The sequence below is a fragment of the Photobacterium minamisatsumaniensis genome, assembly GCF_050336695.1.
GTDB lineage: Bacteria > Pseudomonadota > Gammaproteobacteria > Enterobacterales > Vibrionaceae > Photobacterium > Photobacterium minamisatsumaniensis.
Genome location: NZ_JAKJSI010000012.1, coordinates 168,106 through 192,707, shown reverse-complemented (window position 1 = coordinate 192,707; position 24,602 = coordinate 168,106). Strand labels below are relative to the sequence as shown.

Genomic DNA, 24,602 nt, shown 5'->3' with positions numbered 1-24,602 from the left:
CGTGTTTTCGGAGATGAAAATGAAACTGCCAATATATTTTGATTATTCCGCGACTTGCCCAGTAGATCCACGTGTTGCTGAAGCAATTATGCAATGCCTAACGATGGATGGAAATTTCGGTAATCCGGCTTCTCGTTCTCACCGTTACGGTTGGCAGGCCGAGGAAGCAGTTGATACTGCTCGTGAGAATATTGCTAACTTGCTAAATGCTGACCCACGTGAAATTGTTTTCACATCGGGTGCAACAGAATCAGATAACCTTGCGATTAAAGGTGCTGCGCACTTTTATGCTAAGAAAGGTAAGCATGTTATTACCTTGAAAACTGAGCATAAAGCTGTTCTTGACCCTTGTCGTCAGCTTGAGCGCGAAGGTTTTGAAGTGACTTACCTAGACCCTGAATCAAATGGTTTGGTCGATTTAGCTAAGTTGCGTGATGCAATGCGTGAAGATACCGTGCTGGTTTCTATCATGCATGTAAACAACGAAATTGGTGTTATCCAAGACATCGCAGCCATTGGCGAGATGTGTCGTGAGAAGAAAGTGATCTTCCACGTGGATGCCGCACAATCTGCGGGTAAACTACCGATTGATGTTCAGGAAATGAAAGTTGATTTAATTTCATTATCTGCACACAAGATTTACGGCCCTAAGGGCATCGGTGCACTTTATGTGCGTCGTAAACCTCGTATCCGCTTAGAAGCGCAGATGCACGGTGGCGGTCATGAGCGTGGTTTCCGTTCAGGCACACTGGCAACGCATCAGATTGTGGGTATGGGTGAAGCATTCCGTGTTGCTAAAGAAGACATGGATAAAGATTACCAGCATGCATTAGCATTGCGTAACCGTCTGTTAACTGGCCTTGAAGGCATCGAAGCGATGACTATCAACGGTGATATGGAGCAGCGCTTACCAAACAACCTAAACATTAGCTTTGCTTTTGTTGAAGGTGAATCTTTGCTAATGGCACTGAAAGATCTGGCAGTATCGTCAGGTTCAGCATGTACATCAGCAAGCCTTGAGCCATCGTATGTTTTACGAGCTCTAGGTCTAAATGATGAACTTGCACATAGCTCAATTCGTTTCTCTTTCGGTCGATTCACGACGGAAGAAGAAATAGACTACGCAGTTTCACAAATCCGTGGCGCGGTAGAGAAACTACGAGACATGTCTCCATTATGGGATATGTACAAAGAAGGTATTGACCTCAATACAGTCGAGTGGGCACACCACTAATTTTGCGGTCATAACGCATTCGAGGAAACTGTCATGGCATATAGTGAAAAAGTTATCGATCATTATGAGAACCCGCGTAACGTGGGCTCATTTGATAAAGACGATCAAAACGTTGGTAGCGGTATGGTGGGTGCACCAGCCTGTGGCGACGTAATGAAACTTCAAATCAAAGTAACTGAAGATGGCATCATTGAAGATGCTAAATTCAAAACGTACGGTTGTGGTTCTGCTATCGCATCAAGTTCGCTGATCACCGAGTGGGTGAAAGGTAAGAGCCTTGATGAAGCAGCATCTATCAAGAACTCAGCAATTGCTGAAGAGCTTGAGTTACCGCCGGTAAAAGTTCACTGCTCAATTCTTGCAGAAGATGCAATTAAAGCCGCAGTTAGCGATTACAAGAAGAAACACGAAGAAAACTAATTCCTAAAGGTTGTTGTATGGCCATATCTATTACTGAAGCGGCAGCAAGTCGCGTAGCTGCTTTCCTTGAAAACCGTGGTAAAGGCCTTGGTCTCCGGTTAGGTGTCCGTACTTCAGGGTGTTCTGGTATGGCCTATATCATTGAATTCGTCGATCAGCTTGATGAAGGTGATCAGGTATTCGAAGAAAATGGCGTTAAAATTATTATTGATGCCAAAAGCTTAGTTTACCTTGAAGGTACTGAATTGGATTTTGCCAAAGAAGGCCTGAACGAGGGTTTCAAGTTCAATAACCCTAACGTATCCAGCGAATGTGGTTGTGGTGAAAGCTTCAACGTTTAATCGCTGTGTTTACTGAACCTGATCACTACTACCTGTAGTTATCGGGTTCAGTCTTTATAGATACAGATGCTATGAATCATTTCGAATTATTTGGGCTACCATTTCAGTTTCAGCTGGACGGTAGCCTTCTTGCAACTCAGTTCCGTGAACTACAGCGCCGTTTTCATCCTGATAATTTTGCCACGGCTTCAGAGCGTGATCGTTTGATGTCAGTGCAAAAAGCTGCGCAAATCAACGATGCCTTCCAAACGCTCAAAAACCCGATTTCTCGCGCCGAATATATGCTGTCTGAAAAAGGGTATGATATTCGTGGCGAGCAAAAAACGCTTCAGGATCCGGCTTTCTTAATGCAGCAGATGGAGCTTCGAGAAGCCCTTGAAGATATCCCTGATGCAAGCGATCCCGAAGCTGCCTTGTCTGATTTTGAGCAGCAGGCGAACGCGCTATACAAAACACAGTTAACGGCACTTGAACAACTTCTATTTCAAGAAAGCTGGGAGACTGCGGCTGATGCCGTGCGTAAGCTTAAGTTTATTGTTAAGCTGCGTAATGAAGTTGAGCGACTAGAAGATAGCTTGTTCGACTAACAATTTTTACGATCCCGGTATTAACTTTCCACAGGAACGATAATGGCACTGTTACAGATTGCTGAACCCGGTCAAAGTGCAGCACCGCACCAACATAAGTTAGCGGTGGGTATTGATCTGGGTACTACTAACTCGCTCGTGGCTGCGGTACGCAGCGGCGTCCCTGAAACGCTAAAAGATGAGCAAAAGAACGGCATTTTGCCGTCGGCAGTTCATTATGGCGAGACTGGCATTGTTGTTGGTCAAGAAGCCCGAGAAATTGCTCAGCAAGACCCGCTGAATACCATTATTTCTGTTAAGCGGATGATGGGTCGCTCTCTGGCTGATATTCAGCAGCGTTACCCTCAGATGCCATATCAATTTACGGCGACAGACAATGGTTTGCCACAATTGATCACTCGCTCGGGCGAGGTTAATCCTGTTCAGGTTTCTGCCGAGATTCTTAAGCATCTAAGCCAACGCGCTCAAGATACGTTAGGTGGTGAGTTGGAAGGCGTAGTTATTACGGTTCCAGCTTATTTTGATGATGCCCAGCGTGCGGGTACTAAAGATGCTGCCAAGCTAGCAAATCTCAATGTTTTGCGTTTATTAAATGAGCCAACGGCTGCCGCTATCGCATACGGTTTAGACTCTGGTCAAGAGGGCGTTATTGCGGTTTACGACTTGGGTGGCGGTACCTTTGATATTTCAATTTTACGCCTATCAAAAGGTGTATTTGAGGTGATGGCAACGGGTGGTGACTCAGCCCTTGGCGGTGACGACTTTGACCACTTATTAGCAGACTGGATTGCCGAGCAAGCTGGTTTTAATGGTGAGCGTACTGCACAGCAACATCGTATTCTCCAAGATGCTGCGCAAGCTGCGAAAGAAGCCCTTTCTTCTGCTGATGAAACGGCAATCAATGTACTTGATTGGCAAGGTACGGTCACTCGCTCTCAGTTTGAATCGTTAATTCAACCATTGGTTAAAAAAACGTTGATGGCATGCCGTCGCGCATTGAAAGATGCCGACGTCACGGCAGAAGAAGTGATTGAAACCGTCATGGTCGGTGGCTCAACTCGTGTACCTTTGGTACGCGAAATGGTAGGCAACTATCTTGGTAAAACGCCACTGACTTCAATCGACCCCGATCAGGTGGTTGCGATTGGTGCCGCGATTCAAGCCGATATCTTAGTTGGTAACAAGCCAGATTCTGAAATGTTACTGCTGGATGTGATCCCGCTATCTTTAGGTATCGAGACCATGGGTGGCATGATTGAAAAAATCATTCCGCGTAATACCACGATTCCTGTTGCACGAGCACAAGAGTTTACCACGTTTAAAGATGGCCAAACGGCAATGTCAGTGCATGTTGTACAAGGTGAGCGTGAAATGGTAAGTGATTGCCGTTCGTTAGCTCGCTTTACACTGCGTGGTATTCCTGCCATGGCCGCTGGTGCGGCTCATATCCGTGTGACGTATCAGGTTGATGCTGATGGCCTGTTATCCGTTACCGCAATGGAAAAGAGCAGTGAAGTACAATCTTCTATTCAAGTTAAACCGTCATACGGTTTGACTGATAATGAAATCGCGACAATGATCCGCGATTCAATGACATTCGCCCAGAATGATAAAGACGCCCGCGCCCTTGCAGAGCAACAAGTGGAAGCGGATCGTGTTCTGGAAGGATTAATTACAGCGCTTGCAGCTGACGGTGATACGTTACTGACAAAACAAGAGCGCGACGAGCTGGAAGCCGTCATGATGGAACTGGTTCAATTACGTCAGGGTACAGACCCATACGCAATTGAAGCTAGTATTAAAAAAACAGATAAAGCTAGTCAGGAATTTGCGTCTCGTCGAATGGATAAATCTATTCGTCAAGCGTTAGCTGGCCAGTCGATTGATGAGGTTTAGGCATGCCTAAAATTGTTGTACTACCCCATGAAGAACTTTGCCCGGAAGGGGCTGTACTGGAAGCGCAAGAAGGTGAAACCATTCTTGATGTGGCACTGCGTAATGGTATTGGCATTGAACATGCCTGTGAAAAATCCTGTGCGTGTACCACATGTCACTGCATAGTGCGTGAAGGTTTTGATTCACTTGAAGAAAGTGACGAGCTGGAAGACGATATGCTGGACAAGGCATGGGGGCTTGAGCCTGAATCCCGTTTGGGTTGCCAGGCAATAGTGGCTGATGAAGATTTAGTGGTAGAAATTCCCAAGTATACCCTTAACCTTGCATCTGAAAACCACTAGTCAGTAAAAATGGCCGGCTTCTACCAAAGGTTTAAGTCGGTCAGCTACACTAATATTTATTCTATTCTTTTTTAATTACGACTTAGCGTCATACTGCGGTTATAAGAAAAGAATGGAACGGGTGTTTCCCCTGACCAAAGGTGAGTCGAATGAACTTGAAATGGATTGATTCAAGAGAGCTAGCGATAGAATTGTCTGAGCGTCATCCAGATGTCGACCCAAACACGATTCGCTTTACCGACTTACGAGATTGGATTCTCGACCTTGAAGCGTTTGATGATGATCCCAACCATTGCAGTGAACGTGTACTTGAAGCCGTTCAAATGTGTTGGATTGAAGAAGCAGACTAATGCTCCTGCCATAACCCCCCCTTGTGATCTGATCTTGCTCTTAATCTTGTTGTAAACAACTTGTTTATTACAGTTAGGCAAGGCACAGTATGGATAATTCTGAAAACAAAGCTAATAACAATATAATTAACTTCGTTTTTACGGTTCTTTCAGGGCTATTTGCCCATAATGTGTGTTATCAGCCGATTGCCCCCTTGTGTTCTTTGATTCTACCCCCATACAAATAGCTATATGTGGTAACGTTATTGTCATTCACTTGTTACCTAAATGCATTGTGATGGTACAGGGTGGTTTTCACGCTGAAGCCAACTCAGTCACCCTATGTCTTCCTGTTGGGTGATTGTCAGATATCAAGGAGTTATTCATGTCCGCCAAAATGAACGTTCTGCTATCCACCGAAACTGCTGATGAAAAGTGGGGTAAAAATGCCCTTATTACGTTTGAAACAGACGGTGCAGTGATCCACGTTAATGCCGATGATGTACTTGCGTCGATCCAACGTGCAGGACGTAAGCTTGATAATCAAGGTATCAAGCAAGTAGAGCTGGCTGGAGACGGTTGGGAACTGGAAACTATCTGGGCCTTTGTTCAAGGTCACCGTAATAGCAAACCGGGAAATGAGGTAATTTGGCAAGCCCTTGCCGATGCCGAACAAGCAGAATTACAAGCACGTATTACCGCCACCAATTGGGTGCGCGAGATCATTAACCAATCAGCAGAGGTGGTGCGTCCGTCGCAACTCGCGACACGTGCGGCTGAGTTTATAAAGTCATTGGCGCCTGAGCATGTGACATACAAAATCATCAAGGGTAATGATTTACTCGATGAAGGCTGGAATGGTATCCACACTGTTGGCCGAGGCTCTGAGCGTTCGCCGGCAATGCTTCGCTTGGATTACAACCCGACGGGTGATGCGAATGCCCCTGTTCATACTTGCTTAGTCGGTAAAGGTATTACCTTCGATTCAGGCGGCTATAGCATGAAATCTTCAGCTGGCATGACCGCAATGAAAGCGGACATGGGCGGCTCAGCATTGGCAACTGGGGGCTTGGCGCTAGCCATTGCACGTGGAACCAATAAGCGCATTAAGCTGATTTTATGCTGTGCTGAAAATATGATTTCAGGCCGAGCCTTTAAGCTGGGTGATGTGATCACCTACAAGAATGGCAAAACCGTTGAGATCTTAAATACAGATGCTGAAGGTCGCTTAGTGCTTGCAGATGGCTTGATTTACGCCAGCGCACAAAACCCAGAAATAATTATTGATTGTGCGACCTTAACAGGTGCGGCAAAAAATGCGTTAGGCAACGATTATCATGCATTGTTTAGCTTCGATCATGAACTTGCCCAGCAAGCACTGATGGCAGCAAGCGAAGAGTTTGAGGGCTTATGGCCGCTACCTTTGGCTGAGCATCACCGTGCGATGATGCCATCCAACTACGCTGATTTGTCGAACGTTTCTATGGGTGATTTCTTACCTGGGGCAAGTACTGCGGCTGCATTCTTGTCTTACTTTGTTGATGATTACCATTCTGGCTGGATGCACATTGATGCAAGCGGTACCTTCCGAAAATCAGCCAATGACAAGTGGTCTGCTGGCGCAACAGGCATGGGTGTACGTACCCTAGCAAACATCCTGTGCGATGATGAAGAATAAATAAATCAGAAAAGTCAGTCGCTGCTATCGGCTCTGTCGATGGCAGCTTTGAAGGAAGAGATATCATGCTAAGGATTTCATTATCCGCTCAACCATATGAAGGTGTCTGGGGTGACAATGCGTTAGTGGCATTTGAAACCGAAGGCGCTGTGATTCATTACAGCGGCGATTACCCGCTACGCCGCATTCAACAAGCTGCAAGACAGCTTCAGTCACAAGGTGTGATTGCTGCCAGCCTTGAGGGGGAAGGCTGGAGCTATGAACGTCAATGGGCATTTTACTGTGGTTTTGCCACAACTAAAGCACGTGTTGAGATCAAGTGGGCTTCGATTGATGAAGATGAACTTGAACTGCTAAATGCACGTCGCCGAAGTGCTGATTGGGTGCGCCAAGTTGTGAATGCGACCCCTGAAGACATGTACCCACAACGATTGGCTGACGATGCCATTTCATTTTTAAATAGCATTGCGGCTGAACACATCACTCACGAACTCGTTGTGGGTGATGAGCTGGCTCAAGCAGGTTGGGTCGGCACTTATAATGTCGGGCGGGCAAGCAGCCGTCCACCAGTGATGTTAACGCTTGATTATAACCCAACTGGCGATGAAAACGCCCCTGTTGCAGCATGTCTGGTTGGTAAAGGCATTACTTTTGATTCAGGCGGCTACAGCATCAAGTCGAGCGCGGGCATGGTCACAATGAAGTGTGACATGGGGGGCGCTGCCACGGTTACTGCTGCATTGGGATACGCCATCGAGCAGGGTTTACGCCAACGTGTGAAGTTGATCTTGTGTTGCGCGGAAAACATGATTGCTGGAAATGCTTATAAGCTCGGCGATGTGTTAACGTATAAAAATGGCCAGACAGTTGAAATTGTTAATACCGACGCTGAAGGCCGTTTAGTGTTGGCTGATGGCTTGATTGCTGCTTCGGAAACCAAAGCGGCATTGATCATTGATGCTGCAACGTTAACAGGCGCAGCCATGATGGCTGTTGGCACTGATTATAATGCATTGTTTGGCCTTGATAAGGCGCTATTGCTAAAAGCACAAGAACTGTCAGATCTTGTCAATGAGCCAGCTTGGCCGTTGCCGCTAGAGAAGTGGCATCAATCAAACTGCCCGTCATATTATGCTGATACGGCGAATAGTCGATCGCAAAAAGGTGGCGGTATGGGTGGAGCATCGAATGCTGCTGCATTCCTTTCTCGGTTTGTTGATACCGATACCAGCCGCTGGATACATTTTGACTTGGCATCCTGTTTCCGCGATAGCGCAGATAGCCGTTGGTCCGCAGGGGCTACGGGGCTCGGTGTTGCCAATATTGCAGCCTTATTGCTGTAAATTTTAGCCTGAGGGAAGTGGTAGGCATCATTGTTGTGTTCTACCACTGCATAAAACTGATTCAAAAGGGAACTATAATAATGACAGTTGAAAAAACATTCTCAATCGTAAAACCAGACGCGGTTAAGCGTAATTTGATTGGTGCAATCTATCAGCGTATTGAAAATGCTGGTTTTAAAGTGGTTGCTGCGAAAATGATCCAAATGGATGCTGATAAAGCAAAAGGCTTTTATGCTGAGCATGAAGGTAAACCTTTCTTTGATGATTTGGTCGCGTTCATGACATCTGGCCCGGTAATGGTTCAAGTGCTAGAAGGTGAAAATGCCATTGTACGTTATCGTGAGTTAATGGGTAAAACCAACCCAGAAGACGCGGCATGTGGCACTATCCGTGCTGATTATGCATTAAGTTTGCGCCATAACTCGGTACACGGTGCTGATAGTCCGGAATCTGCAGCACGTGAGATTGCTTACTTCTTTGCTGATGATGAGCTTTGTCTACGCGATTAAGTGGGTTGCGGTACCGACATACAGATTTCAAACGGGAAGCGATGGCTTCCCGTTTTGTTTTCTGAGCGTGTGGCAATAGAGGGCGAGTGGTTTAACGAGTGGAAAGTCACAGGTAAAGCCTGTACAATTTCGCGCCTTAAAACCAAACTGAAAATCAGGTGTTAATAATAAACCGATTTCAGTACAAGGTCCTGTCGCGGATCGTAACTAAACGAGACGTCTAAGGCACAGATACCGTCACGTAATTTTAAAGAGGCAACACCCGATGACAACTGTTAAAACTAATCTACTGGATTTTGATCGCAAAGGCCTGCGTAAATATTTTGCTGATGAACTCGGTGAAAAAGCATTTCGTGCAGATCAGATCATGAAGTGGATGTATCATTTCGGTTGTGATGACTTCGATCAGATGACCAACATCAATAAGAAGTTACGTGAAAAGCTAAAAAACGTCGCTGAAATTCGTGCGCCCTATGTTTCTGATGCGCAACACTCAACAGATGGCACCATTAAATGGGCAATGCGTGTTGGCGACCAAGATGTCGAGACTGTTTATATCCCTGATGAAGATCGTGCAACGCTTTGTGTATCGTCGCAGGTTGGTTGTGCACTTGAATGTAAGTTTTGCTCGACAGGTCAACAAGGTTTCAACCGTAATTTACGTGTATCTGAAATTATTGGTCAGGTTTGGCGTGCGGCTAAAGAAATTGGTATTGAAAAAGATACCGGTCGTCGCCCAATCACTAACATCGTCATGATGGGAATGGGTGAGCCGCTACTGAACATGAAAAACTTGATACCAGCACTGGAAATCATGCTGGATGATCTTGGTTTTGGCCTGTCAAAGCGTCGTGTTACGGTTTCAACCTCTGGTGTTGTTTCTGGTCTTGATCAGATGACCGATAATATTGACGTTGCGTTGGCGATTTCATTACATGCGCCAACGGATGAATTGCGCTCTGAGATTATGCCGATCAATGATCGCTGGAACATCAATGATTTTCTTGAATCGGTTCAGCGTTATATTGCCTCTTCCAATGCGAACCGAGGCCGCGTAACGGTAGAATATGTATTGTTAGACCATGTGAATGATGACATGGAACATGCTCGCCAGTTAGCGAAGCTATTGAAAGATACACCATCGAAGATTAATCTAATCCCGTTCAACCCATATCCGGGGTCACCATACAAGAAACCAAGCAACTCACGGATTGATCGCTTCATGAAAACGTTAATGGAGTATGATTATACCGTGACTATACGTAAGACCCGCGGTGATGATATCGATGCGGCTTGCGGACAATTAGTCGGTGATGTGATTGACCGCACGAAACGTACTCAAGTAAAACAGCAAAACGCTGAACAAATCCCTGTAAAATCAGTCTAACAAATTGGTTTCCCAGCTGATTTAAGAGTGAATCAGCTGGGCATTGATATGGATATTGATGTGGGGTTGAAATGGTGCGATGGACGATGTACCCATTATTGTGTAGTTTAATGGTCGGTTGTGTTACCGTCGATGAGACAGGCAATAAAAAGCAAACTGTTGATAAAGTTGAAGCTGCTGAAGCTCGAATTTCTTTAGGGCTTAGCTACCTTGAGAATGGTCAGTGGCAGCGGGCACGTGATAATTTGGAACTAGCATTAAATTATGCACCTAAATACTATCGTGCTCAGAATGCGATGGCCTATTATTATCAACGGGTTGATGAGCCAGAAGAAGCCGAAGCTATTTACCGTCAGGCGCTTCGTGATTCACCTAAAAATGGTGATGTACAAAATAATTATGGTGTATTCTTGTGTGGTCAAGCACGTTACGATGAAGCCATTAGTGCTTTTGAAAAGGCCATAAAGCAACCTTATTATTACCTGACTTCGGCCAGTTACGAGAATGCGGCACTATGTAGCCTGAAAAAAGGTAGCAAGCCGGAAGCGAAGGTTTATTTTGAAAAAGCCTTGTCTTATGATCCGTATCGACCGAAATCTATGTTGCAGTTGGCGCAGTTAGACATTAATGATAGTAATCTGAAAGATGCGCGCGTCATGCTGTTTAAATTTAATAAGAGGTATGGGTACAAGGCAGACAGTCTTTGGCTTCTGATCCAGCTGGAACAACAGTCTGATCAGCAGAGTCAAGTTGATAAATATGCCAGTCTCCTAAAGGAACAGTTCCCTAACTCAAAGCAATATCAAAAATACCTAGCCAATGAATACTGAACAGAACGAAGAACGATCAACAGAAGACGTTATTCTTCCAGGGGATATGCTGCGTCAGGCTCGTGAACAATTAGGCTATACGCAGGCAGATGTTGCCAGCCGATTGAGGCTTCGTCTCTCGGTAGTGAATGATATCGAGCTAAATAATTTTGAAAAAGCGCAACTTGCCACGTTTACGCGAGGTTACGTGCGTTCTTACGCCAAATTTGTCGGTTTAGATGAAACAGACATTTTGGCAAAACTTGACCATTTTGGTCATGCTCAACCTCAAGAACAAGAAATGCAGAGCTTTTCTCGCCGAACCAAGCGAGAAGCTCATGATAACCGTATCATGCGATTAACTTGGGCTTTAGCCGTTTTATTTATCGGTTTAACGGGTGTTTGGTGGTGGCAAAGCCTGCAAATGCCCTCAGAAGCGGACTTAGTGAACTCGAACAGTCAGCAGACTCAGCCCTTGGACGAATCCCTTGCAACGGGGAATGGTGAAGCAGACGTTGATACGGCAACAGTATTAAATGCAAACCCTTCAGATGAAGCGAGCCTGACTTCATCACCGTCGGTTGAAGATATGGCGCCGATGGTGGCTGAACAAATCGAAGAACCTCAAGCGAGCTTTGAAGATAGTTTTACTGAAACATCCTCAAATGATGACATACTACAAAACGATGATGTTGATAGCGCCGACAGTTTAGCGGCAGAGCAACTTACCGGTATCGTCAGTGAAAATGAAGATAGTGCAGTCGTTGTTGAGTCAACCCTAGAACTGAGTTTCAGTGGTGATTGTTGGATTGATATTCGTGATGTGAACGGTAAACGTTTAGACACGGGAATTAAAAAAGCCGGTGATGTCTTGAAGCTAGATGGTGATGAACCATTTAGGGTTGTGCTGGGTGCGCCTGGCGTTGTTACAATGAGCTATAAAGGTGAGCCGGTTGATTTAAGCCGCTACCCAGCTGGAAAAGTTGCGCGATTGAAACTGCCGCAGTAAATAGAGTGAATGTAATGCATAACGAATCTCCAATTATCCGTCGCCAATCTACCCGTATTTATGTCGGGAATGTGCCTATTGGTGATGGCGCACCTATCGCAGTTCAATCGATGACCAATACCCGCACAACAGATGTTGCTGCGACGGTCGCTCAGATCAAAGCGTTGGAAAATGTGGGTGCAGACCTCGTTCGTGTCTCCGTACCAACAATGGACGCCGCCGAGGCGTTTAAACAAATTAAACAACAGGTTGATATTCCGCTAATTGCAGATATTCACTTCGATTACCGTATTGCCTTAAAAGTGGCGGAGTACGGGGTTGACTGTTTACGTATTAATCCGGGCAATATTGGTCGTGAAGATCGTATTCGCGCGGTCGTTGATTGTGCTCGTGATAATAATATTCCAATTCGCATTGGGGTAAATGGTGGCTCATTAGAGAAAGAAATTCAGCAGAAGTACGGTGAACCAACACCTGATGCTTTGGTTGAATCTGCAATGCGTCATGTAGATATCCTCGATCGCCTTAACTTTGACCAATTTAAAGTCAGTGTTAAAGCGTCTGATGTTTTTCTTGCCGTCGAGTCGTACCGTAAGCTTGCCCAACAAATTAAACAGCCGCTTCACCTTGGTATTACCGAGGCGGGTGGTGCACGTGCAGGATCTGTAAAGTCGGCTGTTGGCCTAGGTATGCTTCTTGCTGAAGGTATCGGTGATACATTACGAGTGTCGCTGGCGGCCGATCCAATTGAAGAGATCAAAGTTGGCTTTGATATTCTGAAATCTCTGCGTATTCGTGCTCGCGGCATTAACTTTATCGCCTGCCCAACCTGTTCACGTCAGGAATTCGACGTGATTAGTACGGTAAACGAGCTGGAACAGCGCTTAGAAGATATTACGATCCCTATGGATGTGTCTGTGATTGGTTGTGTGGTTAATGGCCCTGGCGAAGCAGAAGTATCACACCTTGGGATTGCTGGTGGTAACCGTAAGAGTGCCTTCTACGAAGATGGTGTTCGTCAGAAAGAGCGCTTTGATAACGATAATGTTATCGATCAGCTAGAAAGTAAAATCCGTGCAAAAGCATCAATACTCGATATCAACAATCGCATTGATGTAACGGAAAAATAGCAAAATACCGTAGAACTACTCCCTGATTTTCAGGGTGTGGTTCACTATTTTGGCTAGAACTTATATATTCGATTCAATTCCCCATCGGTTAACGAGAACAAACGTGGCGAAACAAATTCAAGCAATTCGAGGCATGAACGACTGCCTACCAACGCAATCTCCTCTTTGGCACAAAGTGGAAGGTACCATTAAGCAAGTAGTGAGTGCATACGGCTACAATGAAATCCGTATGCCAATCGTTGAATCTACGCATTTGTTTAAGCGTGCTATCGGTGAAGTAACTGATGTCGTTGAAAAGGAAATGTACACATTCGATGACCGTAACGGCGATAGTTTAACACTGCGCCCAGAAGGTACCGCGGGTTGTGTGCGTGCAGGGATCCAAAATGGTCTGCTGTATAACCAAGAGCAGCGCTTATGGTATACCGGCCCAATGTTTCGCCATGAGCGTCCACAGAAAGGCCGTTACCGCCAGTTCCACCAGTTTGGTGTTGAAGTCTTTGGCCTAAATGGCCCAGATGTTGATGCTGAGCTTATCATGATGATGGCGCGTTTTTGGCGTGAGCTGGGTATTAGCAAGCACGTCCGTTTAGAGTTGAATTCAATCGGTTCTTTAGAAGCACGTGCAAATTATCGTACAGCACTTGTTGCATTCCTTGAGCAGCATTTAGATGTGTTGGATGAAGACTGTAAACGTCGCATGCACACCAACCCACTGCGTGTTCTTGATAGCAAAAATGCAGCAGTACAGGCAATTTTGGTTGATGCACCGAAACTTTCTGAGTACTTAGACGAAGAATCAACTCAACATTTTGCTGGTTTATGTGAACTATTAGACGCTGCGGGCATCGAATATCAAGTAAATGAACGTCTTGTTCGTGGTTTAGATTATTATAACCGCACCGTTTTTGAATGGATCACTGAGAGTTTAGGTGCTCAAGGTACAGTATGTGCTGGTGGCCGTTATGATGGCCTTGTCGAGCAACTAGGCGGCAAAGCAACACCTGCAGTAGGTTTTGCTATGGGTCTAGAGCGTCTTGTACTGATGATGGAAACCCTAGAGCTAACTGATGTACGCCGTTCGGTTGATGTGTACATGGTAACGGCTGGTGAGGGTACCATGCTGGCAGGTATGCAACTTGCCGAAAAACTACGTGAAGATGTACCGGGCCTACGTGTGATGAGCCACTTCGGTGGTGGTAATTTCAAGAAACAGTTTAAGCGTGCTGATAATGTTGGCGCTGCAGTTGCATTGGTATTGGGCGAAAATGAAATCGCTGAAAATACCGTAGTAGTTAAGGATCTTCGCGGCGGTGAACAAACCACAATGGCGCAAGACGAAGTGGCAGCGAAGCTGGCCGAATTGATTTAAGAGAGGACAGGAAGTGGACGGCAATATCACAGAAGAACAACAAGTTGAACAGATTAAGGCTTGGTGGAAAGAAAATGGTAAAGCCATTGTTCTCGGTGCTGTGATTGGTCTGGGTGGTTTGACTGGTTGGCGTTATTATCAAGCCGAAGTTCAGTCAGCTAAGGAACAGGCATCAGATGCGTATACGCAGGTAATTAATCGTCTAGAAGCAGGCAGCGACAGCGCTGTTGCTGATGTTCAGGCTTTTATTGCAGCTCATGACAGTAGCCAGTACTCAGTATTGGCTGCGCTTCAGTTGGCGAAAGCACAAGTTACAAACGGTGATCTTGATGCGGCAGCTGAACAGCTAAATTGGGCAATTAGTAATACGAAGGATGACGCTATTCTTCCTGTTGCTCAAACCCGCTTAGCGCGTATCTACGCAGAACAGCAGTCGTTTGACCAAGCACTTGCTGAGCTAGATAAAGTAACAGGCGAAAGCTGGAAGGCGAAAGTGGCTGAATTGCGTGGTGATGTTCTATTGCAAAAAGGCGATAGTGTTGCTGCACGTGAAGCTTATGTTGCTGCGCAACAACTTGGCGCTTCACCAGCACTTCAAATTAAGCTTGATGATCTAGCACAGTAAGGTTGAAGTGTATGCAGAAGGTGTTAAAGCAAGCTATCTCTATTGCGCTTGCCGTAGGGATCCTTGCGGGGTGTGCTGGGGAAGAAGATACTATCCAAATGGCACCATTGCCTGCTGTAGAAAGTAGTTTTTCTCCGACACAAAGCTGGAGTCAAAGTGTAGGTGATGGCGTTGGCCATTATTTCTCTAAACTCTCTCCAGCACTTGGCTATGGCAAACTATTCGTTGCAGATCGCAACGGTATTGTGCAAGCACTTGACCCTGATAATGGTGAGCTGATCTGGGAAGTCGATCTCGAAGGTGACATCAGCGCAAGGTTGGCTGGTGGTATTGCTCTGTCTTATGGCAAGATCTTTATCGGCAGCGAAAACGCTGAGGTTATCGCACTTGATGAAGCGACGGGTGAAGAGCTTTGGCGTTCGACCGTTGAAGGTGAAGTGCTTTCAAAACCATTGATCGATGAAGGCTTAGTCGTTGTTAATACTAGCCGTGGTATCTTACAGGCACTTGATGCGGATACCGGAGAAAGCAAGTGGCAACTTGGTAGTGAAGTACCAACGTTAACACTTCGTGGTGACAGCGCGCCAGTTGCTATTTCAGGTGGTGTTTTCTGGGGACAAGCTAACGGTCGCCTTGCTGGAGCATTAATGGCTAATGGCCAAATGTTATGGCAGCAGCCGATTGGTTCTCCAAGAGGATCTACGGAAATTGATCGCCTTGTCGATGTGGACGCGACACCTATTATTGATGGCGAACGACTTTATGTTGTGGGTTACAATGGTAACTTAGTGTCGATTGACCTTCGAAGTGGCCAGGCGGCATGGAAACGTGCTTATTCTTCTGCAACAGATTTCGTGATTGATGGTAATCAACTATATTTAATCACAGATCAAGACCATATTGTGGCAGTTGATACTCGCAGTGGAACGGAGCTTTGGGCTAACAATGATTTGGAATACCGCTTATTAAGCGCTCCGACTATTGTTGGCGGCTATGTTGTCGTGGGTGATAGTGAAGGGTTCCTACATTGGCTAGACCCATACACGGGTGATTTTGTCGCTCAACAAGAAACAGACGGCAGTGGTATTGCTGTACCACCGCTGCGTATGAGTGATGGATATTTAGTTATCACTCGGGATGGCCGCATTAACAAAATGCAAATGCCGTAAATAGTCGGTATAATACGCGCCATCGAATTTGTCGGCTCCTGCTGTAAATACAGTCAGGAGCCGTTATTGTTATATCCATTCGCGATATTATTGTCGGATGAAGGTCACAATTTTGTGGCTGGAGATAAGAATGAATGGACATTATGTCATTAAGACAATGAAAAGTAAGAGGTAGTTATGATTCCTGTTGTTGCCCTAGTCGGGCGCCCAAATGTGGGTAAATCGACGTTATTCAACCGTCTTACCCGTACAAGGGATGCGCTGGTAGCTGATTTTCCTGGCCTAACAAGGGATCGTAAATACGGTAAAGCAGAGCTCGAAGAGCACGAATTTATTGTTATCGATACGGGCGGTATTGACGGCACCGAAGAAGGTGTTGAAACGAAAATGGCTGAGCAGTCGCTGGCAGCCATTGAAGAGGCAGATGTAGTTTTATTTTTGGTTGACGGTCGCGCTGGCCTAACACCATCTGATGAAGCGATTGCAAAGCACTTACGTAGCCGTGAGAAGCCAACATTCTTGGTTGTTAACAAGATTGATGGTATTGATGCAGATAGCGCTTGTGCCGACTTCTGGCAGTTAGGTGTGGATGCCATGTACCAAATTGCTGCTGCGCAGAACCGTGGTGTTACGGCACTGATGGAACGTGCGCTTGCACCTTTCTCTGATACCTTGAATGCGGCAGAAGACGGTGAAGAGCTAAGTATCGAAGATTTAACATCAGTTGAAGATATCGAGAAAGCAAACCTGTCTGAAGAAGATGCCGAGGCTGCATACAAGCGCCTGCAAGAGCAACCGATCAAGCTAGCTATCATCGGTCGTCCGAATGTAGGTAAATCAACCCTGACGAACCGTATTCTGGGTGAAGAGCGTGTTGTTGTTTACGATATGCCTGGTACGACACGTGACTCTATTTATATTCCAATGGAGCGTGATGGTCAGGACTATGTGCTGATTGATACTGCAGGTATCCGTCGCCGTAAAAACATGCACCAAGCTGTTGAGAAATTCTCTGTCATCCAAACCCTGAAAGCGGTTGAAGATGCAAACGTCGTATTACTTATTATTGATGCGCGTGAGAATATTTCAGACCAAGATTTGAGCTTGCTGGGCTTTGCCCTAAATGCTGGCCGTTCACTGGTTATTGCGGTGAATAAGTGGGATGGTTTAGACAACGAAGTAAAAGACCGCGTGAAATCAGAACTTGATCGCCGTCTTGGTTTTGTTGACTTTGCTCGTATTCACTTCATTTCTGCTTTGCATGGTACAGGCGTTGGTCACTTGTATGAATCAGTACAAGAAGCTTACCAGTCAGCGACGAAGCGTATTAGTACGTCGCTACTGACGCGTATCATGCAAATGGCGCAAGACGATCACCAGCCACCAATGATCCGTGGCCGCCGTGTGAAGCTTAAATATGCACACGCAGGTGGTTACAACCCACCAATTATCGTTGTTCACGGTAATCAGGTGAAAGAACTACCTGGTTCATACAAGCGCTATTTGATGAACTACTATCGTAAATCTCTGGAAATGATGGGTACACCAATTCGTATTCAGTTCCAGAATAGCGAGAACCCGTTTGAAGGTAAAACGCAGAAACTGACGATTTCTCAAGAACGTCAACGCAAGCGTCTAACCAGTGCACTGAAGAACCGCGGTAAGTAATTTATCGTGACAACAGTCCTATTAAAAACCCAGCATTATGCTGGGTTTTTTTGTTTATAATCCCCTTTAAATATTTTTGGGATGCAATAAAGGAATTCCATGTCAGCAATAACTCCGACAGAAGTTGTTTTTACCGAGCGTCAATTCTCAGCTCAAGCAGTGGTACAAATGATTGTGCCATCACCGCAAGGTGGTTGCTGGCTCGTAACTGATATTACCCCGTTCCATCCTGTGAGCCATATTTGGCCAGATCATCCTGCTGACCGTGGTTCGGTGACAATTGCTGGCGCAGAGTATGCCGTTGTAACGTGCTCTCATGGCGCGATCGAATTGGCTACCCATCAACTTTATGTTGGCGCAGATATCCCAGTTAAGCGTAATGAGGCAGGGTGGGTGTTTGTTGTCGCTCACTACATTGAGCAAGCATTAGACATTACCTTGATAGGCAGCCCTGTCACGCTCGGTGTCGATCAAGCCTATCAGCTGGCTTTGAGTCGTGGCCACAGTGCCGGTCACCTGTCATCACTGGCCTTGAATAAGGTGCTACACCACGATTACTGGCGTAAAGACGCATCCCGAAAAGATGAACTCGGTCATTACGACTTCCATAGTTATGCCCAAACAGAGAGCCGAGTAACGGAAGATTGCAGCACTGATACTTACCGCTTAGGTAAAACCTTACGTAAGCGAGGATTAAACTCTGCCGATATGCTTGCGGCGTTGCCTCAAATAGCTGACTTAATCAATGGGCATCTGACACGTTGGTGTCAGGCGAAATATCCAGTGGTTATGCGCCGTGATGGTGTCGCCCTAACAGACTCCCGATATTGGCAATGTGATCTTGCTGAAGAAGGCTTGGTTGAAATCCCATGTGGTGGCACGCATGTACAATCGTTAGCTGAATACGCTTCAATTCAGGTTGAGTTTGTGGTGATGAATGAGCAAGAAATAAAAATGGTCACACGAACTGCAGTTTGTAAGCCGTAATGGTCGGATCGGCGTTTTCCTAATATAGATTACGCTTGATCTATCGGTATAACCATACCTATTGCAGATTAAAGTATCGTTTAAAATCCATATACAGAACATGTAACTTATGCTTTCGGGAAGTGTATTGATAAATATTCTTTTGGAACCAGATCGCTGATCACTTTGGCTTTTGAATTAGATCAAGCTTTTGGCGAACGATCAACGTGGTAGGGGCATATTACAAAATGCTGAGTAAGCCATTGGTTCATTGCCATTATTACTGCGATAGATAAGGTGTTTGACCTGAAAGGAATTAGAGCCGCTCGGAAATGGAAGATCCTGAGTTGGATCAAAAGGCTATGGTATACAATTGTTATAAGATTACAGCCAGAAAGACGCATTGATGAAGGAATATAAAGTGAGCCAGAATACCTGCCCAGAATGTCACAGTGAATTAGCGTGGAAGGATGGTCAATACTATTGCGACTTTTGCCAGTCTGTCGTGAAGAAAAAAGCATTTTGCCCTGATTGTGCCGCTGAAATGGAAAAGCTTCAGGCATGTGGTTCTGCCAGCTACTTTTGTAATAGTTGCAACGAGTTGAAGTCAAAATCTCGCGTTAAAATTGTATTTGAAAAGTATTAACGCGTAATGCATCAACAAAAACGCCGCTATTATAGCGGCGTTTTTCTTTTCAGCTTATTGGCTCAAATTTGTTTTATCGTTTATTCAGATACAATTGACTGAATTTCATCATTGGCCAGTTTTGTGATTAGGGTATCACCTGGTTTTACTTGGTTGGCATGGCGTACCACTTTTCCTTTTGCATCACGTGTAATGGAGTAACCACGCCCCAAAGTGGCTAATGGGCTAACGGTTTCCAACTTTTCGGCTGCCATAGCCAGTTTATGCCTAACGTTAAGTAGGCGGCGGTCCATGGCATCGAGTAGGCGACGCTCGGTTTGCTCAACACGAGATTGCTGCACTTTGATTGTTTGTGCTGGCGAGTGTAAAGACAGCTTGTAATTATTTCGCTCAATGTGCTGGTGGTGAGTTGTGATTAATCGAGCCATCGTATTTTCTAAGCGACTTGATAGTTCATCTAATTGCTGTTGTTGCTGATTTAATCTTACCTGCGGGTGTTGGCGATCAAGGCGGTGTTGTAATCCCACCGTTTGCGATTGTCTTGTCGCTAAATAATGGCGCATAACATGCTGCAGCTGTTGCGTTTTCTGCTTAATAGATTGAGTTTGTTGAGTCATGTCACGGCTTATCAATTCAGCCGCTGCCGATGGAGTGGCTGCACGAACATCAGCAACAAAATCTGCAATAGTGACGTCAACTTCATGGCCTACAGCGCTCACAATGGGTATATGGCTCGCCGCGATAGTGCGAGCAACAATCTCTTCATTGAAAGCCCATAGATCTTCCAATGAACCGCCGCCGCGACCAACAATCAGTACATCACACTCCTCACGGGCGTTGGCACGGCCAATGGCTTGTGCGATGGAAATTGCAGATCCTTCTCCTTGCACCATCGTTGGGTAGATTACAACGGGCAGGCTTGGATCACGGCGCTGCAGAACATTTAAAATATCATGCAGGGCAGCCCCGGTTTTCGAGGTAACAATGCCGACACGTTTAGGTTGATGGGGTAATGGCTTTTTGACCGATTGAGCAAACAGACCTTCAGCCGCGAGTGACATTTTAAGGTGTTCAAATTGCTGTTGAAGACGGCCATCGCCTTCTGGCTGCATACTTTCGATGATCAGCTGGTAATCACCGCGAGGCTCATAAAGCGATAACCGAGCTTTTACCAGTACTTGAGTACCGTTGGCTGGTTTAAAGGTAACCCGACGGTTGCTGCCCTTAAACATGGCACATTTAACTTGTGCTCGGGAATCTTTAAGCGTGAAGTACCAATGACCAGAAACAGGCATTGAAAGGTTTGAAAGTTCACCAATTAACCACACAACCCCCATTTCATTTTCAAGAATTAAACGTACTTGAGCATTAAGGCTAGAAACAGTGTAGATACGATCGTTGGTTTGGGTCTGTTGAGCGAATAGAGTCACGAGGCGAGACACCTGTTATCGAAAGGCCAAGAAGTGAGCGGAGGCAAAAAGCAGACGTACGTTGCCAAAGCCTAGGCAGATCGCTGGACAGATCTTGGTCGTAAAATGCCGACCGCAGCACCGGAAACTTAACCGACATATACTACACACCAAGTAAAAATAGTCAATAAATAAAATTAAAAAATAACTGGCCAATCGTTTGCATCGTGCGTATACTTTGTTCGCAATATTTTATCCTTCTTTAAACCTCTACTTGGTGTGAGATATTGCAATGTTACGAATCAAACAAGAAGCTTTGACTTTCGATGATGTACTACTGGTTCCAGCCCACTCAACTGTGTTGCCTAACACTGCCGATCTGCGCACCCGCCTGACGAAAGATATTACGCTAAACATTCCTATGGTTTCAGCGTCGATGGATACAGTGACAGAAGGTCGCTTGGCTATCGCCCTTGCTCAAGAAGGCGGTATCGGTTTTATTCACAAAAATATGTCTATTGAGCAGCAAGCCAATGAAGTACGTATGGTGAAAAAATTTGAAGCCGGTGTTGTTTCTGAGCCTGTAACGGTGAAGCCATATAACACGATTGAAGATGTGAAGCGCCTGACACTTGAAAATGGTTTTGCTGGTTACCCTGTTGTTTCAGACAACCATGAACTTGTTGGTATTATTACTGGCCGTGATGTTCGTTTTGTTACTGACCTTTCTATGAAAGTAGAAGAAGTGATGACGTCAAAAGACAAGCTTGCTGCAGCCAAAGAAGGCGCATCACGCGAAGACGTTGAAGCTATCATGCAACAGTACCGTGTTGAAAAAGTACTGCTAGTGAACGATGACTTCCAGCTGAAAGGTATGATCACCGCGAAAGATTTCCAAAAAGCAGAACGTAAACCTAACGCATGTAAAGATGACCGCGGTCGTTTACGCGTTGGTGCTGCTGTGGGGGCTGGTGCTGGCAACGAAGAACGTGTTAAAGCATTGGTAGAAGCTGGTGTTGACGTTCTACTTATCGATTCATCTCACGGTCACTCTGAAGGCGTTCTTCAACGTATTCGTGAAACCCGTGAAGCATTCCCTGAGCTACCAATTGTCGGTGGTAATGTTGCTACGGCTGAAGGTGCTCGTGCACTTATCGATGCGGGTGTAAGCACCGTTAAAGTCGGTATCGGCCCTGGTTCTATCTGTACGACACGTATTGTTACTGGTGTTGGTGTTCCTCAGGTAACGGCGATTGCAGAAGCAGTATCGGTTGCTGATCAACATGGTATCCCAGTTATTGCCGACGGTGGTATTCGTTACTCTGGTGATATGTGTAAAGCGATTGCTGCTGGTGCATCTTGTGTGATGGTTGGTTCTATGTTCGCCGGTACAGAAGAAGCGCCGGGTGAAGTAGAGTTATACCAAGGCCGTTCTTACAAATCTTACCGTGGCATGGGCTCGCTAGGTGCAATGTCTAAAGGTTCTTCAGACCGTTATTTTCAGACTGACAATGCTGCTGACAAACTGGTACCGGAAGGTATCGAAGGTCGCGTTGCATACAAAGGCCTAATGAAAGAAATCGTTCATCAGCAGATGGGTGGTTTACGTTCAAGCATGGGTCTAACAGGTTCTCCTACCATTGAAGCGCTTCGTACAAAAGCTGAGTTTGTTCGTATTTCAGGCGCAGGTATGAAAGAGTCACACGTCCATGATGTGACCATTACAAAAGAAGCACCAAACTACCGTATGGGTTAATTTTCATCAGGTGTGAGTACACCTGACGAAAACGTTTGCCTAAACGGAAAACTTGTATAAAATCGGGGGCGTTTTTAAGCCCCCAAATTTCAATTATTTTGAGACTGCTCGATAATGACCACTATCACAAACATCCATGAACAACGTATCCTTATTCTGGACTTTGGTTCTCAGTACACTCAGCTTATTGCACGCCGTATTCGTGAAATTGGTGTTTATTGTGAGCTATGGAGCTGGGACGTTGATGAAGCCGATATCCGTGACTTCAACCCAAACGGCATCATTCTTTCAGGTGGTCCGGAAAGCGTAACTGAAGCTGATTCTCCTCGTGCGCCACAGTATGTATTTGAAGCGGGTGTACCTGTATTTGGCGTTTGTTACGGCATGCAAACCATGTCTGAACAGCTTGGTGGTAAAGTTGCTGGTTCGACTGAACGTGAATTTGGCTATGCGCAAGTTAAAATTGTAGAGCCAACAGGTCTATTTAAAAATATTGAAGATGCAATTGCTGAAGATGGCGCACCATTACTTGATGTATGGATGAGTCACGGCGATAAAGTTGTTGAAATCCCTTCTGACTTCGTAAAAGTTGCAGAAACAGATACTTGTCCGTTTGCTGCGATGGCGAACGAAGAGAAAAATTTCTATGGTGTTCAGTTCCACCCAGAAGTAACGCACACTCGCCAGGGTATGCGCATTATTGAAAACTTCGTATTGAATATTTGTGGTTGTGAAAAACTGTGGACATCAGCCAATATCATTGAAGATGCTGTCGAGAACATTAAAAAGCAAGTGGGTGACGATGAAGTTATCCTTGGCTTATCTGGCGGTGTTGATTCATCAGTTGTGGCGATGCTGCTACACCGTGCTATCGGCGACAAACTAACATGTGTGTTTGTTGATAACGGCCTGCTTCGTTTAAACGAAGGTGAGCAGGTTATGGATATGTTCGGTGAGCATTTTGGCTTGAACATTGTCCATGTTAAAGCGGAAGAGCGTTTCCTTTCTGCACTAGCTGGTGAGAATGATCCTGAAGCGAAGCGTAAGATTATCGGTCACGTATTTATCGATGTCTTCGATGAAGAATCGAAAAAGCTGCAAAATGCAAAATGGCTAGCGCAAGGTACTATCTATCCTGATGTTATTGAATCTGCAGCATCGAAGAACGGTAAAGCACATGTTATCAAATCTCACCACAATGTGGGTGGTCTTCCTGATGACATGGAAATGGGCCTTGTTGAGCCACTACGTGAGCTGTTCAAAGATGAAGTACGTAAGATTGGTCTAGAGTTAGGTCTTCCGTACAACATGCTTTATCGCCACCCATTCCCTGGGCCTGGCCTAGGTGTTCGTGTACTAGGTGAAGTGAAGAAAGAGTACTGTGACTTGCTACGCCGTGCAGATGCTATTTTCATTGAAGAACTACACAATGCAGATCTTTACAACAAAGTTTCTCAAGCATTTACAGTATTCCTACCTGTACGCTCAGTTGGCGTGATGGGTGATGGCCGTAAATACGATTGGGTTGTATCGCTTCGTGCTGTTGAAACTATTGATTTCATGACTGCACACTGGGCACACCTTCCATATGATTTCTTGGGTAAGGTTTCTAACCGTATCATTAATGAAGTTGATGGTATCTCCCGTGTTGTTTATGACATCTCTGGTAAGCCACCAGCAACGATTGAGTGGGAATAATCCTGCTTAAATCATAATGATTAGATTTACGTAGCTGTAGCACGTAATTTTCAAGAAGCACCTTAGGGTGCTTCTTTTGTTTTTGGCTAAACTCTAATGACAAATATTTACTTGCATGTTTGAGTAGCACGCGGCTTTGTAATCCGTTTTTAAATCATTACAGGGCTATTTTTTACAAAAATGAAAGCATTGTTGCGCTTCCTTGGCGGGGTTGTAGCGTGCTTGTTGGTGTAATGTGTTGTATTAATATTTCATTACAAAATGTGGTCGTGATTCTTTG

At 45.4% G+C, this 24,602-nt stretch carries 23 protein-coding genes; 22 read left to right on the top strand and 1 reads right to left on the bottom strand.

The annotated features are described in order from the left end of the window. Positions 1–19 precede the first annotated feature (19 nt). The 20 genes from L4D78_RS04680 (at position 20) to L4D78_RS04585 (ending at position 19,459) form a co-directional block, all read left to right on the top strand. Entirely contained in the window at positions 20–1,234 is a 1,215-nt protein-coding gene (locus L4D78_RS04680; protein ID WP_428465859.1) for an IscS subfamily cysteine desulfurase, read from the top strand. Between the two features lie 33 nt (positions 1,235–1,267). Then, entirely contained in the window at positions 1,268–1,654 is a 387-nt protein-coding gene (iscU, locus tag L4D78_RS04675) for a Fe-S cluster assembly scaffold IscU (protein ID WP_428455955.1), read from the top strand. Positions 1,655–1,671: 17 nt separating this feature from the next. After that, positions 1,672–1,995: an iron-sulfur cluster assembly protein IscA gene (gene iscA / locus L4D78_RS04670; protein ID WP_428455956.1), complete on the top strand. Its 324-nt coding sequence runs from the start codon at positions 1,672–1,674 to the stop codon at positions 1,993–1,995. 71 nt (positions 1,996–2,066) lie between these two features. After that, positions 2,067–2,582 carry a co-chaperone HscB gene (gene hscB, locus L4D78_RS04665; RefSeq protein ID WP_428465858.1) on the top strand — a complete coding sequence of 172 codons (516 nt, stop codon included), beginning with the start codon at positions 2,067–2,069 and terminating at the stop codon, positions 2,580–2,582. A 42-nt stretch (positions 2,583–2,624) separates the two neighbouring features. Further along, positions 2,625–4,478: a Fe-S protein assembly chaperone HscA gene (gene hscA / locus L4D78_RS04660; protein WP_428465857.1), complete on the top strand. Its 1,854-nt coding sequence runs from the start codon at positions 2,625–2,627 to the stop codon at positions 4,476–4,478. Positions 4,479–4,480: 2 nt separating this feature from the next. Further along, positions 4,481–4,819 (top strand): ISC system 2Fe-2S type ferredoxin, encoded by a 339-nt coding sequence (fdx, locus tag L4D78_RS04655; protein WP_428465856.1) that lies wholly within the window; start codon positions 4,481–4,483, stop codon positions 4,817–4,819. 149 nt (positions 4,820–4,968) lie between these two features. Further along, the gene (iscX, locus tag L4D78_RS04650) at positions 4,969–5,169 is read left to right on the top strand and encodes a Fe-S cluster assembly protein IscX (RefSeq protein WP_428465855.1); all 201 of its coding nucleotides are present in this window, start codon (positions 4,969–4,971) and stop codon (positions 5,167–5,169) included. A gap of 364 nt (positions 5,170–5,533) precedes the next feature. Then, on the top strand, positions 5,534–6,826 hold the full coding sequence (pepB, locus tag L4D78_RS04645) for an aminopeptidase PepB (RefSeq protein ID WP_428465854.1): 1,293 nt from the start codon (positions 5,534–5,536) through the stop codon (positions 6,824–6,826). A gap of 65 nt (positions 6,827–6,891) precedes the next feature. Then, entirely contained in the window at positions 6,892–8,169 is a 1,278-nt protein-coding gene (gene pepB / locus L4D78_RS04640; protein WP_428465853.1) for an aminopeptidase PepB, read from the top strand. Positions 8,170–8,249: 80 nt separating this feature from the next. Beyond that, on the top strand, positions 8,250–8,678 hold the full coding sequence (gene ndk / locus L4D78_RS04635) for a nucleoside-diphosphate kinase (protein WP_428465852.1): 429 nt from the start codon (positions 8,250–8,252) through the stop codon (positions 8,676–8,678). Between the two features lie 265 nt (positions 8,679–8,943). Beyond that, positions 8,944–10,065 carry a dual-specificity RNA methyltransferase RlmN gene (rlmN, locus tag L4D78_RS04630; RefSeq protein WP_428465851.1) on the top strand — a complete coding sequence of 374 codons (1,122 nt, stop codon included), beginning with the start codon at positions 8,944–8,946 and terminating at the stop codon, positions 10,063–10,065. Between the two features lie 71 nt (positions 10,066–10,136). Then, a complete protein-coding gene (gene pilW / locus L4D78_RS04625; protein WP_428465850.1) occupies positions 10,137–10,895 on the top strand; it encodes a type IV pilus biogenesis/stability protein PilW in 759 nt (252 codons plus the stop codon). After that, the gene (gene rodZ / locus L4D78_RS04620) at positions 10,885–11,883 is read left to right on the top strand and encodes a cytoskeleton protein RodZ (protein ID WP_428465849.1); all 999 of its coding nucleotides are present in this window, start codon (positions 10,885–10,887) and stop codon (positions 11,881–11,883) included. The genes pilW and rodZ overlap by 11 nt, the downstream gene beginning before the upstream one ends. Before the next feature lie 14 nt (positions 11,884–11,897). Further along, complete coding sequence (gene ispG / locus L4D78_RS04615; RefSeq protein ID WP_428465848.1) at positions 11,898–13,013, top strand: flavodoxin-dependent (E)-4-hydroxy-3-methylbut-2-enyl-diphosphate synthase; 1,116 nt, start codon at positions 11,898–11,900, stop codon at positions 13,011–13,013. Between the two features lie 103 nt (positions 13,014–13,116). Beyond that, on the top strand, positions 13,117–14,385 hold the full coding sequence (gene hisS, locus L4D78_RS04610) for a histidine--tRNA ligase (RefSeq protein ID WP_428455968.1): 1,269 nt from the start codon (positions 13,117–13,119) through the stop codon (positions 14,383–14,385). A 13-nt stretch (positions 14,386–14,398) separates the two neighbouring features. Next, positions 14,399–15,010, top strand: coding sequence for a YfgM family protein (locus L4D78_RS04605; RefSeq protein WP_428465847.1), 612 nt, complete (start codon positions 14,399–14,401; stop codon positions 15,008–15,010). 11 nt (positions 15,011–15,021) lie between these two features. After that, positions 15,022–16,179 carry an outer membrane protein assembly factor BamB gene (gene bamB / locus L4D78_RS04600; RefSeq protein ID WP_428465846.1) on the top strand — a complete coding sequence of 386 codons (1,158 nt, stop codon included), beginning with the start codon at positions 15,022–15,024 and terminating at the stop codon, positions 16,177–16,179. 177 nt (positions 16,180–16,356) lie between these two features. Then, positions 16,357–17,847 carry a ribosome biogenesis GTPase Der gene (der, locus tag L4D78_RS04595; protein ID WP_428465845.1) on the top strand — a complete coding sequence of 497 codons (1,491 nt, stop codon included), beginning with the start codon at positions 16,357–16,359 and terminating at the stop codon, positions 17,845–17,847. A gap of 99 nt (positions 17,848–17,946) precedes the next feature. Beyond that, positions 17,947–18,834, top strand: coding sequence for an alanine--tRNA ligase (locus tag L4D78_RS04590; protein WP_428465844.1), 888 nt, complete (start codon positions 17,947–17,949; stop codon positions 18,832–18,834). A gap of 400 nt (positions 18,835–19,234) precedes the next feature. Then, positions 19,235–19,459, top strand: a complete 225-nt coding sequence (locus L4D78_RS04585; protein WP_428465843.1) for a zinc ribbon domain-containing protein — start codon at positions 19,235–19,237, stop codon at positions 19,457–19,459. Positions 19,460–19,539: 80 nt separating this feature from the next. On the opposite strand, the gene xseA is transcribed toward L4D78_RS04585, so the two are convergent. Further along, positions 19,540–20,889: an exodeoxyribonuclease VII large subunit gene (xseA, locus tag L4D78_RS04580; protein ID WP_428465842.1), complete on the bottom strand. Its 1,350-nt coding sequence runs from the start codon at positions 20,887–20,889 to the stop codon at positions 19,540–19,542. Between the two features lie 271 nt (positions 20,890–21,160). On the opposite strand from xseA, the gene guaB reads away from it, so the two are divergent. Continuing rightward, entirely contained in the window at positions 21,161–22,624 is a 1,464-nt protein-coding gene (guaB, locus tag L4D78_RS04575) for an IMP dehydrogenase (protein WP_428455975.1), read from the top strand. 114 nt (positions 22,625–22,738) lie between these two features. Further along, positions 22,739–24,322 carry a glutamine-hydrolyzing GMP synthase gene (guaA, locus tag L4D78_RS04570; protein ID WP_428465841.1) on the top strand — a complete coding sequence of 528 codons (1,584 nt, stop codon included), beginning with the start codon at positions 22,739–22,741 and terminating at the stop codon, positions 24,320–24,322. Positions 24,323–24,602 lie beyond the last annotated feature (280 nt).